The sequence below is a fragment of the Tenacibaculum maritimum NCIMB 2154 genome, assembly GCF_900119795.1.
Classification (GTDB): Bacteria; Bacteroidota; Bacteroidia; order Flavobacteriales; family Flavobacteriaceae; genus Polaribacter; species Polaribacter maritimus.
Genome location: NZ_LT634361.1, coordinates 2,471,407 through 2,484,061, shown reverse-complemented (window position 1 = coordinate 2,484,061; position 12,655 = coordinate 2,471,407). Strand labels below are relative to the sequence as shown.

The following is a 12,655-nucleotide window of genomic DNA, read 5'->3' as shown; positions in this document are numbered from 1 at the left end:
AAGTATTTAAAAATAGAAACGGAAAATTATATAACGCTTAATAAGAACAATAAATGACTAAAGTTGTCTTAATAACTGGAGCTTCTTCTGGTATAGGAAGAGCTATTGGAGTTTTTTTGCACAAAAATAATTACCAAGTATATGGAACGAGTAGAAGTCCTAAAAAATCAGGAGATTATCCTTTTAAGTTAATTGCTTTAGATGTTTTAAACAAAGAAACCATTCAACAAGCAGTAAATGCTATTATAAGAAAAGAAGGAAGAATAGATGTACTGATTAATAATGCAGGGAAAGGAATTACAGGACCTATAGAGGATACTCCTATAGAAGAGATGAAGCGTAACTTTAATACGAATTTTTTTGGAGCTATAGAGGTGATGAAGGCGGTATTGCCACAAATGAGAACTCAAAGAAAAGGGATCATTATAAATATAACTTCTATTGCAGGATATATGGGGTTACCTTATAGAGGGGTTTATTCGGCTAGTAAAGGAGCCTTGGAGCTGCTTACAGAGGCACTGAGTATGGAAGTGAAAAATTTTGGAATAGACGTGGTAAATGTTGCTCCTGGAGATTTTGCTACGAATATAGCCGCAGGAAGGTATCATACACCTGTCTTTGAAGATTCTGCATATAAAGAGAAATATGCAGAAAACTTAGCATTGATGGATGCACATGTGCATAAAGGAATGGATCCAATACTAATGGCAGAGGCTGTTTTAAAAATTATTGAAGCAGAAAAAAGAAAAATACACTACAAAGTGGGGGGCTTTATGGAAAAGTTTTCTATTGTATTGAAAAGAGTATTGCCTGATAAATGGTATGAAAAATTACTGATGAACCATTATAAATTGTAAATTCGCACCATACTTAAGAAGAAGAGAGCGGGTAAGAGATGCCTTTGCTACTCAAAAAAATATACTAAAACACAACTTATAAAGAAATAAATACATGAAATTTTTTATTGATACCGCTAATTTAGAGCAAATAAAAGAGGCACAAGCACTAGGTATTTTAGATGGAGTAACTACGAATCCATCTTTAATGGCAAAGGAAGGAATTACTGGAGAAGGTAATATCATTAACCATTATAAGAAAATTTGCGAATTGGTTGATGGAGATGTTTCTGCAGAGGTAATTGCTACTGATTATGAAGGAATGATAAAAGAAGGCGAAGCATTGGCAGCTTTAAATCCTCAAATCGTTGTAAAGTTACCAATGATAAAAGATGGGGTAAAAGCATGTAAGTATTTTTCGGAAAAAGGTATTAAAACGAATGTAACATTAGTGTTTTCAGCAGGGCAAGCTTTGTTGGCAGCAAAAGCAGGCGCAACTTATGTTTCACCATTTATAGGACGTTTGGATGATATTTCTACGGATGGATTGAATTTAATTTCTGAAATCCGTCAGATTTATGACAATTATATGTTTGATACGCAAATATTAGCAGCATCAGTACGTCATACGATGCATATTATTGATTGCGCAAAGCTAGGTTCAGATGTAATGACTGGTCCTTTGAGTGCTATTGAAGGATTGTTAAAGCATCCTTTGACAGATATTGGTTTGGCTAAATTTTTAGCAGACTACAAAAAGGGAAACTAAGTAATAGCTATAAGAGGTTAGGAACTTGAATTTGTATGCTGACCTCTTTCCGTTTTCTTATACCCACAAAAAATTAATGTTATTACAAAAGAATGTTCCCAAAAAAAGAACTCGCACAAACTGTTATAGCTGCCTGTCATCAGTTTGATATCAATACGGTTGTTATTTCTCCAGGATCTCGAAATGCTCCATTGACTATTGGGTTTTCAAATCATCCAGAAATAGAAGCATTGAGTATAGTAGATGAGCGATGTGCTGCTTTTTTTGCATTAGGAATTGCTCAACAAACTCAAAAACCTGTAGGGCTTGTATGTTCCTCTGGTTCTGCATTGTTAAATTATTACCCTGCAATAGCTGAAGCTTTTTATAGTAATATTCCACTGGTCGTTATTTCTGCGGATAGGCCTAAAGAATTAATTGATATAGGAGATGGTCAAACGATTCGCCAAGAAAATGTGTTTGAGAATCACATTCTTTTTGCTGCAAATTTAAAAGAAGCCGCAGGCACTTTAGAAGAAAATTCAGATCTTTTAGCAAAGGCATTGTTTACAGCTACTTATAAAAAAGGACCTATTCATATTAATGTACCATTTAAGGAGCCATTATATGAAACGGTTGATGTTTTAGCTCCTTTCGTATTAAATCAAGTAAAAAAATCTTTTAGTACCACCTATAATAATAGGTTTTTAAAGGAAGAAAAAGCGAAGGTCAATTACGAAACATTCTTGTCAATATGGAATTCTTCTGCTAAAAAAATAATTTTAATAGGGAGTAATTTTCCTAGTGAAAAAATTCAAGAAGCTTTAGCACTTTTTGCAGAAGATGACACTGTGTTAATCATGACAGAAACAATTTCTAATGTGCACCATCCAAATTTTATCAATGCAATAGATCAATTAATTTTTTCATTAAAAGAGGAAGATTTCGAAGCACTGAAACCAGAAATATTGGTAACTTTAGGAGGAATGGTTGTTTCTAAAAAAGTAAAGCAATTTTTACGAAATCATCCGCCTCAACATCATTGGCATATAGATGAAAATAATGCGATGGATACCTATTATTGTTTGACAGAGTTTGTTCAAGAATCTCCTTCAGTTTTCTTAGAGAAGTTGGCAAAAGATAGAAAAAATAGATCGAGTAATTTTCAATATAAATGGTTAAAGGAACGTGCATATAGAAGAGAGAAACATCAAAAATACCTAAATAGCGTTGCATATTCAGATTTGAAGGTATTTGAAGAGGTGTTAAAAAGCATCCCTGAAGAAAGCCAGTTGCAATTAAGTAATAGTTCTGTTATTAGATATACTCAATTATTCTCAATTCAAAAATCGCTAGCTGTTTTTTGTAATAGAGGAACAAGCGGCATTGATGGTAGTACTAGTACGGCCATTGGAGCAGCTATTGCAACGAATAAAAAGCAAACAGTTTTTATAACAGGAGATCTGAGTTTCTTTTACGATAGTAATGCATTGTGGAACAATTATATTCCGAATAATTTTAGAATTATTCTTATTAATAATTCAGGAGGCGGAATTTTTAGGTTTATACCGGGGCCTAAAACAACCAATGCAATTGATTATTTTGAAACTTCTCATAACTTAACTGCGGTACATTTATGTAAGATGTATGGTTTTGAATATTGTTTTGCAGATACCGTAGAAAGTTTACAAGAAAGTTTGCAAAGGTTTTATGAAAAAGGAAAGCAACCAAAAATATTAGAAATAAGCACTCCAAAAGAAATTAACGACGTAGTTTTGCAAAACTATTTTAAACAATTATAACAGAATGGAATATTTAAACGAAGGAGATAAGGTAGATTTAATAATTGGACAAAAAACAATGTTGGGATATACCGTGTTGATAAATGAGGAATTTGAAGGTCTTTTGTATAAAAATGAAATCTTTTCTGAAGTGGAAGAAGGAATGAAAATGAAAGGCTATGTTAAAAAAGTTCGCGAAGACGAAAAAATAGATGTTAGCCTTCGTCCCCAAGGTTTTAAAAGTGTCATCGATACAGATGTAGAAGTTGTTCTGAATAAGTTAAAAGAAAAAGGCTTTTTACTTTTAACTGACAAAAGCTCTCCTGAATCTATTAAATTTCATTTACAAATGAGTAAAAAAGCATTCAAAAGAGCTATTGGTAATTTATACAAGAATAAAAAGATCGTAATATCTTCAGATAGAATCAGCTTAACATAAAAAGGGAGTTATTTATTCTCCCTCTTTTTGTTCTTCATGATCTTCTTGCTGCTCATCTTCTTGTTGTTCTTCCTCTTGCTCTTCTAAATTTTCTTCTTCTTGTAAATTTAAATGTTCCTCTGGAGCACTATTCATCAGTCTATTTACCCGCTTTATATTTTCATAAAAGGCATCAGCATTAGGGTCAGATAATTCCATTTTACCATAAGCAGCCTTATAATAAAAATCTGCCTTTTCGTAATCCTTTCCCAATTCATGGTATTTACCAATATAAAAATCACCCAGATGCAAATCAGGATACTTAATCAAAGCAAAATCACCTAAAACGCGTAGGTAGTCACCATCTTGTCTATCCATTACAATTTCTTCAATAATATAAATATCGTCTAAGCGCACGTTCAAGTTAGTGCCGTATAAGTACTCTATATCTAAATACTTTTTTTCTACGTATTTAATAGCTTCTAAAGGAGGAAGATCTTTGATGTGTTTATTAAATTCTTCTTTAGAAATTTTAGCATATAATTTGAATATCTGTGAAATAGCCCTAGGAACAGCTTCTCCTATGGATGATAATAAATTAGGAGAATCATTAAAAGACTCAAAATTAACTCGAAGATTTTTAGCATCATAAGAAGAGATCAATGCTTTTACTTCATTAAAAAAGTTATGTTGTTTTCTGGAAGTATGTTTGCTAGTATTACTATAAATAAAGAAGGTGTTATCAATAGCATTAAGTCTTTTTAAACTATAAGAGTTGATAATATTTACAGTACTTTCAGAAAAGGCAGGAGCTATACAAACATAGGCATTAAAAACAGGCGTTACTTCTTTTAAATAGTAGGTAAGAAAATTAGCTGCTTTGCCTTCTCCTACAATAGTTAAAAAAGGAGACACTTTGTAAGAAGTTTCCATGTACGGAATAACCTCCTCTTTTATAAAATCGTAAAAAGAGCTGGCAGTACTTGTAAGCGCTTTGTTTGCAGGAACAATTGAAGTATCTTTATTATACGTCTTTTTCATATCAATTCCTACTACAATTTGCCTAGGTGCCATATCAGCATCAGCAAATAGTTTGGAGCTTCCCACATATAAGTCAAAAAGGTATTCATCTCCTAATACAATTGTTAATGGATAGCTTGAAATAGTATCTTTTGTATAGTTTTTAGGCAAGAATATTTTTAGAGTTCTCTCTTTATTTAATTTCTTAGAATCATATGATTTTGTAATTATTTTCTGAGAAAAAGACGTTGTATAAATAAATATTGTTATAAGTAAAAGAAAATGTTTCATAAGTACCTAGGGTTATATTAGTCAAATATAAAAAGAAAAATAAAGTTATTGTGCTATTTTTGCTCAGTAAAGAACGATAAAATTTTGAAAATATGATACAAGCAGAGTGGAAAACTGCAAAAGTTTACGAAGATATTACTTATAAGAAGTCAAATGGAGTAGCGCGTATTGCATTTAATAGGCCTAATGTGCGTAATGCATTCCGCCCAAAAACGACTTCAGAGTTATATGATGCTTTTTATGATGCAGGAGAAGATACGTCCATAGGAGTTGTTTTATTATCCGCTGAAGGACCTTCAACCAAAGACGGCGTTTACTCTTTTTGTTCAGGAGGAGATCAAACGGCTCGTGGGCATCAAGGATATGTAGGTGATGATGGATACCACCGATTAAATATTTTAGAAGTACAACGTTTGATTCGTTTTATGCCAAAAGCAGTCATTTGTGTAGTTCCAGGATGGGCCGTAGGAGGTGGACATAGCTTGCACGTGGTTTGTGATTTGACTTTAGCGAGTAAAGAACATGCTATTTTTAAGCAAACAGATGCAGATGTAACTTCTTTTGATGGAGGATATGGTTCTGCATATTTAGCAAAAATGGTAGGGCAAAAGAAAGCTCGTGAAATATTTTTCTTAGGAAGAAATTATTCCGCACAAGAAGCTTATGAAATGGGAATGGTAAATGCCGTAATTCCACATGATGAATTAGAAGATACAGCTTACCAATGGGCACAAGAAATATTAGCTAAATCACCAACTTCTATTAAAATGTTAAAGTTTGCAATGAACTTAACAGATGACGGAATGGTAGGGCAACAGGTGTTTGCAGGAGAAGCTACCAGATTGGCATATATGACTGAGGAAGCTAAAGAAGGACGCGATGCTTTTCTTGAAAAAAGAAAACCTAACTTTCCTAAGGTTTGGATTCCTTAAGAGCACATAAAAAGATAGAGGTATCAAACAGAAATAAAAATACATGAAAATTATTTGTATCGGGCGTAATTATGCCAAGCATATCGAAGAGTTGTCTAATGAAAAGCCAGCGCACCCTGTTGTTTTTTTAAAACCAGATTCTGCTATATTGCCTAAAAAAATGCCTTTTTTTATCCCGCCTTTTTCGAATGATGTACATCATGAGGTAGAGGTATTGGTAAAAATTAACAGGGTAGGAAAACATATTGCTCCTAAATTTGCCCATAAATATTATGATGAAATAGGTTTAGGAATTGATTTTACTGCCCGTGATGTACAATCGCATTGTAAAGAAAAAGGGCTTCCATGGGAAAAAGCAAAAGCATTTGATGGAAGTGCAGTTATTGGTGAATTTTATCCTAAGTCAGCATTTGATTTGGAAAATATACCTTTCCAGTTACTGAAAAATGATAAAGTAGTGCAAGATGGAAACACAAAAACAATGCTTTGGAAAATAGAGGAATTGATTAGCTATGTTTCAGAATATTTTACCTTAAAAAAAGGAGATGTTATTTTTACAGGAACTCCAGCAGGGGTAGGAAAAGTTCAGGAAAACGATGTGTTGTGCGGAATCCTATCCGGAAAACAAGCATTTCAAATAAAGATCAAATAAGTTTTATAAAAAGCGCAAAGTATCAATTTATACCTTGCGCTTTTTTTTTATCAATAATACAATATGAATGCAGAAATAATTACCATAGGAGATGAAATTCTTATTGGGCAAATCGTTGATACAAATTCACAATGGATAGGAACCGCACTAAATAGTATAGGGGTTTCTGTGTATCAGATATCTTCTATTCAAGATGACGAACAACATATTTTAAAAGCCTTAAAAGAGGCAGAGCGTAGAGTTGATATCGTTATTCTAACAGGAGGATTAGGACCAACAAAAGATGATATAACTAAAAAAACAATTGCAAGGTATTTTAAAGATGACAACATTGTAGAGTACCCTGAAATAGTAGCACATATCAAAGCGCTTTTCTTAAAAGGAAACCATCCTTATAGAGAAATTCAACGTTACCAAGCACAACTTCCGTCTAAAGCAACTTTGTTAATGAATGCGGTAGGAACCGCACCTGGAATGTGGTTTTATGAAAACAATACGGTGTTTGTTTCGTTACCAGGAGTTCCCTATGAAATGAAAGGCTTAATGACAAACGAGGTGCTTCCTAAATTACAGCAACAGTTTCGTTTGCCTTTTATAATGCACAAAACACTAATAACTTATGGGCAAGGGGAGAGTATTATTGCAGAGCGTATTGAAGATTTTGAAAATGAACTACCAAGTTTTATAAAGTTAGCTTATTTACCCGCTATAGGTAGGGTTCGTTTGCGTTTATCAGCAAAGGGAGATGAGAAAGAAATAGTAGAAAATACGCTTTTAAAGGAATTGGAAAAATTAAAGCAATTACTACCAGATATCATTGTGGGGTTAGAAGATGGAGATTCAATAGAGAAAAGAGTAGGAGAATTACTAAAAGAACAAGGTAAAACAATAAGTACCGCAGAAAGCTTAACGGGAGGCAAAATAGCAGCTAGTTTGGTAGCAATACCTGGAGCATCTGCTTATTTTAAAGGAAGCTTCGTAACCTATACAGCAGCGGTAAAACAACAACTATTAGGCGTACTACCGCAAACCATAAATAAACATACCGTAGTAAGTAAAGAAGTAGCAGAAGAAATGGCAAAAGGATGTTTACAACGGCTAAAAACAGATTATAGTATTGCAGTAACAGGTAATGCAGGGCCAACTACTGACCATAATGATAAAAGTGTAGGAATCGTATATATCGCAATTGCAACGAAAGAGGGCGTTGAAGTAGCGGAATTTAATTTTGGACAGCCTCGAGAAAAAGTACTCCAAAGAACTGTTCATAAATCTTTAGAGCTACTACAAGCATATTTATTAAAATAATTTTGTAAATTCGCGCCCAGTTACGCTTCCAGAAGGTTAGATGCTTAGCCTCAGTTATAATAGATTCAAATTAAAATAAAATTTAATCGAGAAATATTTTTGTGCAATGAATTTAAATGCATAAATTTGCACCTCGTTTAGAAATAACACTAAAAACTGTCAAGAAGATGTCTAGAGTTTGTGAACTTACAGGTAAAAAAGCAATGGTTGGGAACAACGTTTCTCACGCATTAAATAGAACTAAAAGAAAGTTTAACGCTAACTTAATGGTAAAGCGTTTTTACATTCCAGAAGAAGATAAATGGATTCGATTAAAAGTATCAGCTTCTGCATTAAAAAATATTAACAAAAAAGGAATCTCTGCTGTTATTAAAGAAGCGAGAGAAAAAGGTTTCTTAACAAAATAATTCCTTACTAGATAAAATTTTAGAGAGATGGCAAAAAAAGGAAACAGAGTACAGGTTATTTTAGAATGTACTGAGCACAAAGCATCAGGTGAGAGAGGAACTTCTCGTTACATCACTACGAAAAATAAGAAGAATACTCCAGATAGAATGGAAATTAAAAAATTCAATCCTATCTTGAAAAGAATGACAGTTCACAAAGAGATTAAATAATTAACGTTTTTAGTTAAAAACGTCATATAAAATATTAGAACATGGCAAAAAAATCAGTAGCATCGTTACAAACAGGTTCGAAAAGATTAAGTAAGGCTATCAAAATGGTAAAGTCTCCAAAAACAGGAGCTTACACATTTGTTGAAGCTATCATGGATCCTACACAAGTAAATGATTTCTTAGCAAAGAAATAATTCTTGTACACAATTTTAAAAAAAAGCTACTTTCATTTAGAGAGTAGCTTTTTTTATATATGAACTCCCCTATTTTTTGATACCTAGGAGTTAATATGACTTTCAAAAGCATTTTTTTTAAAAGTATTTTAATACGCTTAGGCTTAAAAATGAAACGTCAAGATGAGTTCTATGTAAAAATGTGTATTTTTGAAAACTTGTGCTTCTAAAAGCAACCCAAGTAAACTTTTTACACCTAAGCAGTGTGTTACAAGCCTTTTGTGTACACCACAAGATACTCTTGTGATAGAAGAAAAAACAAAAAACAGCTCCAAACAGTGATGCTTTGGGCAATAAAAAAAGTTTTAATGAGGATAGAAAGAAAAGTTTATACCCATTATCATATGAAATAAACTCCATAGAAAAAAGCGTTTATTTCCATCATGGTTCAAAAGATACGTGAGATTATTAGCAGTATATGACGCTATTAGTTACAAAAAGGCATATATAATTCGATCAAAATCTGACATACTGACCATAAAGCATAAATGGCATAGATTTTATAGTATTAAAAACGATCATAAATTAAACAGAATGAGTTTTTTTAAGAAAATTTTTTCAAAAGAAAAAAAAGAAACGTTAGATAAAGGGTTGGAGAAAACAAAAACAAGTTTTTTTACAAAATTATCTAAAGCTGTAGCTGGAAAATCTAAAGTAGATGATGATGTACTAGATAACTTGGAAGAAATACTAGTAGCTTCTGATGTTGGCGTAGCTACTACTTTGAAAATTATTGATAGAATTGAAGCAAGAGTCGCAAGAGATAAATATTTAGGAACTAGCGAGCTAAATAAAATTCTTCGTGAAGAAATAGCAGGTCTTTTATCAGAAACAAACCTAGGGAATGACACTGAATTCACCATTCCTAAAAATAAAAAGCCCTATGTATTAATGGTTGTGGGGGTGAACGGTGTTGGTAAAACAACCACTATTGGTAAGTTGGCAGCTCAATTTAAAAAGCAAGGATTAAAAGTTGTTTTAGGAGCAGCAGATACTTTTAGAGCAGCAGCCATAGACCAGTTACAAGTTTGGGCAGATAGAACAGAAGTTCCAATAGTAAGGCAAGAAATGGGGTCTGATCCTGCATCCGTAGCTTTTGATACTTTAAAATCAGCAGTATCACAAGATGCAGATGTGGTAATTATTGATACCGCAGGGCGCTTGCACAACAAGGTAAACCTCATGAATGAGTTGACAAAAATAAAAAGAGTCATGCAAAAAGTGGTGGCAGATGCGCCGCATGATGTACTCTTAGTATTGGACGGATCAACAGGGCAAAATGCTTTTGAACAAGCCAAACAATTTACCAAAGCAACAGAAGTAACTTCTTTAGCCGTTACCAAATTGGATGGAACAGCCAAAGGAGGCGTAGTGATTGGTATTTCAGACCAATTTCAAATCCCTGTAAAATACATCGGGGTAGGAGAAGGGATCGACGATTTACAAGTGTTTAATAAAAATGAATTTGTAGATTCATTCTTTATATAAACAAAAGCATATTTTTATAAAACTCCTTTCTAAAATGAAAGGAGTTTTTTTTGATGCCTATAGGGCAAAAACGTTGAAAAGTAGTACTTTTGCAACCTAAATTTATGATAATACAATGCGTACAAAAACAACCAAAAAAAATAAAATCAATGTAGTTACTTTAGGCTGTTCTAAAAATGTTTACGATAGTGAAGTTTTAATGGGGCAATTAAAAGCAAATGGAAAAGAGGTTGTGCATGAAGATGAAAACGATGAAGGTAACATTGTAGTCATTAATACTTGTGGATTTATAGGAAAAGCAAAGGAAGAATCTGTGGATACGATCCTACATCATGCACAAAGAAAAGAAAAAGGAGAAATAGATAAAGTTTTTGTAACAGGATGCTTAAGTGAGCGATACAAACCAGATTTAGAAAGTGAAATTACCAATGTAGATCAATATTTTGGAACGCATGATTTGCCTAATCTATTAAAAGTTTTAGAAGCAGATTATAAACATGAACTTATAGGAGAGCGTTTGACAACCACTCCGCAGCATTATGCATACTTAAAAATAGCAGAAGGGTGTGATAGGCCTTGTTCTTTTTGTGCCATTCCTTTGATGAGAGGAAAACATAAGTCAACTCCTATAGAAGCCATTGTTATTGAAGCTGAAAAATTGGCTAAAAAAGGCATTAAAGAATTGATGTTAATTGCACAAGATTTAACTTATTATGGATTGGACTTGTACAAGAAAAGGGCTTTGGCGGATTTGTTAAAAGCATTGGTAAAGGTAGCAGGTATTGAATGGATTCGCTTGCATTATGCCTTTCCTTCTGGATTTCCGTTGGACGTATTGGAGGTCATGAAAAACGAACCTAAGGTGTGCAATTATCTTGACATTCCATTGCAGCACATCAATACAGAAATCTTAAAATCAATGAAGCGTGGTACCACGCATGAAAAAACAACGGCATTGATTCATAAGTTTCGTGAAGCAGTGCCTAATATGGCCATTCGTACTACCTTGATTGTTGGGTATCCTGGTGAAACAGAAACGCAATTTCAAGAGTTGAAGGATTGGGTTGAAGCAATGCGCTTTGAGCGTTTGGGAGCTTTTGAATATTCGCATGAAGAAAATACAGGTGCTTATGGTTTGGAAGATGATGTGCCTGCGGAGGTGAAGTTTAGAAGGGTGAACGAAATTATGGAAGTACAAAGTCAAATATCTTGGGAGTTGAATCAAGCGAAGGTAGGAAAAACTTTCCGTTGCTTATTTGATAGAAAAGATGGGGCATATTATTACGGACGTACAGAGTTTGATTCGCCTGATGTAGATAATGATGTTCTTGTAGATGCACAGCAACATTATATTAAAATAGGAGAGTTTATCGATATTAAAATTGATGAGGCGGGCGATTTTGATTTGTATGGAACGCCTTTGGTAAAACAAGAGAAACCTGTTAGCTTGCATCAAAAAAGAAAGATAAAACATTCAAAATAATATAAACTTAAGAAGGCTTGTCATTTAGGCAAGTCTTTTTTTAGGTATCGCAAATACGTTTCATTGCCTTATAAGGTACAAAGAACCTCAATACCAAACATATGAAAAAAGCTTATTTTAATTGGAGCTCTGGAAAAGATGCTGCTTATGCGTTGTATCAAATATTGCAAGGAAATAGTTATCAGGTAACCACGTTGGTAACGAATGTTAATCAAGATTACCAAAGGGTTTCAATGCATGGGCTTCATGAAAGCTTATTGGAGGCACAGGCTAAAAGTATTGGAATTCCGCTAGAAAAAATATATCTCCCTGCAAATGTTACGATGGATTTATACAATGAAAAGATGAGAGAAAAGACCACTCGCTTGAAATTGGAGGGATTGGAACATGGTATTTTTGGAGATATCTTTTTGGAAGATTTAAGGCAATATAGAGATGAAAAACTAAAAGAGGTAGGAATTACAGGGGTGTATCCATTATGGAAACAAGACACCAAGCAACTGTTAAAAGCATTTCTTGCTTTGGGCTTTAAAGCCATCACTGTTTGTGTAAATGCAACACTATTGGGCAAAGAGTTTGTAGGAAGAGTTATTGATGAAGAATTTATAAGTCAATTGCCTGATGGGGTAGATGTTTGTGGAGAAAATGGAGAGTTTCATACCTTTTGTTTTGAGGGACCTATATTTCAAAAGCCCATACGTTTTGAAATAGGGGAAAAGGTGTTGAAATCGTATCGGTTAGAAGAAGAAACGTCTGAAAATTGTTATCAAAATACCACCACCAAGCCGCCCAAAAGTACGAGTACTGGATTTTGGTATTGCGATTTGAAATTATTGCCTTAAAAAAGC

At 33.5% G+C, this 12,655-nt stretch carries 14 protein-coding genes; 13 read left to right on the top strand and 1 reads right to left on the bottom strand.

All coding sequences use genetic code 11. The features are described 5' to 3' along the window. Window positions 1-53 precede the first annotated feature (53 nt). From MARIT_RS11105 to MARIT_RS11090, 4 genes are all read left to right on the top strand, one after another. A complete protein-coding gene (locus MARIT_RS11105) occupies window positions 54-857 on the top strand; it encodes an SDR family oxidoreductase (RefSeq protein ID WP_024740654.1) in 804 nt (267 codons plus the stop codon). A gap of 94 nt (window positions 858-951) precedes the next feature. Further along, the gene (gene fsa, locus MARIT_RS11100) at window positions 952-1,605 is read left to right on the top strand and encodes a fructose-6-phosphate aldolase (RefSeq protein WP_024740655.1); all 654 of its coding nucleotides are present in this window, start codon (window positions 952-954) and stop codon (window positions 1,603-1,605) included. A gap of 92 nt (window positions 1,606-1,697) precedes the next feature. Beyond that, entirely contained in the window at window positions 1,698-3,386 is a 1,689-nt protein-coding gene (menD, locus tag MARIT_RS11095) for a 2-succinyl-5-enolpyruvyl-6-hydroxy-3-cyclohexene-1-carboxylic-acid synthase (RefSeq protein ID WP_100211545.1), read from the top strand. A gap of 4 nt (window positions 3,387-3,390) precedes the next feature. After that, on the top strand, window positions 3,391-3,804 hold the full coding sequence (locus MARIT_RS11090; RefSeq protein ID WP_100211544.1) for a S1 RNA-binding domain-containing protein: 414 nt from the start codon (window positions 3,391-3,393) through the stop codon (window positions 3,802-3,804). Between the two features lie 12 nt (window positions 3,805-3,816). Here MARIT_RS11090 and MARIT_RS11085 read toward each other — a convergent pair whose 3' ends face one another. Then, window positions 3,817-5,094 (bottom strand): hypothetical protein, encoded by a 1,278-nt coding sequence (locus MARIT_RS11085; RefSeq protein WP_024740658.1) that lies wholly within the window; start codon window positions 5,092-5,094, stop codon window positions 3,817-3,819. Window positions 5,095-5,186: 92 nt separating this feature from the next. Here MARIT_RS11085 and MARIT_RS11080 point away from each other — a divergent pair, with 92 nt between their 5' ends. From MARIT_RS11080 to MARIT_RS11040, 9 genes are all read left to right on the top strand, one after another. After that, a complete protein-coding gene (locus MARIT_RS11080; RefSeq protein WP_024740659.1) occupies window positions 5,187-6,026 on the top strand; it encodes a 1,4-dihydroxy-2-naphthoyl-CoA synthase in 840 nt (279 codons plus the stop codon). Between the two features lie 43 nt (window positions 6,027-6,069). After that, window positions 6,070-6,678 (top strand): fumarylacetoacetate hydrolase family protein, encoded by a 609-nt coding sequence (locus MARIT_RS11075; RefSeq protein WP_024740660.1) that lies wholly within the window; start codon window positions 6,070-6,072, stop codon window positions 6,676-6,678. 63 nt (window positions 6,679-6,741) lie between these two features. Beyond that, window positions 6,742-7,986, top strand: coding sequence for a competence/damage-inducible protein A (locus MARIT_RS11070; protein WP_024740661.1), 1,245 nt, complete (start codon window positions 6,742-6,744; stop codon window positions 7,984-7,986). Between the two features lie 167 nt (window positions 7,987-8,153). After that, window positions 8,154-8,393: a 50S ribosomal protein L28 gene (rpmB, locus tag MARIT_RS11065; RefSeq protein WP_024740662.1), complete on the top strand. Its 240-nt coding sequence runs from the start codon at window positions 8,154-8,156 to the stop codon at window positions 8,391-8,393. Between the two features lie 27 nt (window positions 8,394-8,420). Continuing rightward, window positions 8,421-8,603, top strand: coding sequence for a 50S ribosomal protein L33 (gene rpmG / locus MARIT_RS11060; RefSeq protein WP_024740663.1), 183 nt, complete (start codon window positions 8,421-8,423; stop codon window positions 8,601-8,603). 41 nt (window positions 8,604-8,644) lie between these two features. Continuing rightward, the gene (locus tag MARIT_RS11055) at window positions 8,645-8,797 is read left to right on the top strand and encodes a DUF4295 domain-containing protein (RefSeq protein ID WP_084339855.1); all 153 of its coding nucleotides are present in this window, start codon (window positions 8,645-8,647) and stop codon (window positions 8,795-8,797) included. A 573-nt stretch (window positions 8,798-9,370) separates the two neighbouring features. Beyond that, a complete protein-coding gene (gene ftsY / locus MARIT_RS11050) occupies window positions 9,371-10,324 on the top strand; it encodes a signal recognition particle-docking protein FtsY (protein WP_024740664.1) in 954 nt (317 codons plus the stop codon). 115 nt (window positions 10,325-10,439) lie between these two features. Beyond that, the gene (rimO, locus tag MARIT_RS11045) at window positions 10,440-11,807 is read left to right on the top strand and encodes a 30S ribosomal protein S12 methylthiotransferase RimO (RefSeq protein WP_100211543.1); all 1,368 of its coding nucleotides are present in this window, start codon (window positions 10,440-10,442) and stop codon (window positions 11,805-11,807) included. 101 nt (window positions 11,808-11,908) lie between these two features. After that, entirely contained in the window at window positions 11,909-12,649 is a 741-nt protein-coding gene (locus MARIT_RS11040) for a Dph6-related ATP pyrophosphatase (protein ID WP_100211542.1), read from the top strand. The last annotated feature ends 6 nt before the right edge of the window (window positions 12,650-12,655 follow it).

Coding starts and splice junctions, on each gene's coding strand:
- MARIT_RS11105 (WP_024740654.1), top strand. CDS start 54: ATGACTAAAGTTGTCTTAATAACTGGAGCTTCTTCTGGTATAGGAAGA.
- fsa (WP_024740655.1), top strand. CDS start 952: ATGAAATTTTTTATTGATACCGCTAATTTAGAGCAAATAAAAGAGGCA.
- menD (WP_100211545.1), top strand. CDS start 1,698: ATGTTCCCAAAAAAAGAACTCGCACAAACTGTTATAGCTGCCTGTCAT.
- MARIT_RS11090 (WP_100211544.1), top strand. CDS start 3,391: ATGGAATATTTAAACGAAGGAGATAAGGTAGATTTAATAATTGGACAA.
- MARIT_RS11085 (WP_024740658.1), bottom strand. CDS start 5,094: ATGAAACATTTTCTTTTACTTATAACAATATTTATTTATACAACGTCT.
- MARIT_RS11080 (WP_024740659.1), top strand. CDS start 5,187: ATGATACAAGCAGAGTGGAAAACTGCAAAAGTTTACGAAGATATTACT.
- MARIT_RS11075 (WP_024740660.1), top strand. CDS start 6,070: ATGAAAATTATTTGTATCGGGCGTAATTATGCCAAGCATATCGAAGAG.
- MARIT_RS11070 (WP_024740661.1), top strand. CDS start 6,742: ATGAATGCAGAAATAATTACCATAGGAGATGAAATTCTTATTGGGCAA.
- rpmB (WP_024740662.1), top strand. CDS start 8,154: ATGTCTAGAGTTTGTGAACTTACAGGTAAAAAAGCAATGGTTGGGAAC.
- rpmG (WP_024740663.1), top strand. CDS start 8,421: ATGGCAAAAAAAGGAAACAGAGTACAGGTTATTTTAGAATGTACTGAG.
- MARIT_RS11055 (WP_084339855.1), top strand. CDS start 8,645: ATGGCAAAAAAATCAGTAGCATCGTTACAAACAGGTTCGAAAAGATTA.
- ftsY (WP_024740664.1), top strand. CDS start 9,371: ATGAGTTTTTTTAAGAAAATTTTTTCAAAAGAAAAAAAAGAAACGTTA.
- rimO (WP_100211543.1), top strand. CDS start 10,440: ATGCGTACAAAAACAACCAAAAAAAATAAAATCAATGTAGTTACTTTA.
- MARIT_RS11040 (WP_100211542.1), top strand. CDS start 11,909: ATGAAAAAAGCTTATTTTAATTGGAGCTCTGGAAAAGATGCTGCTTAT.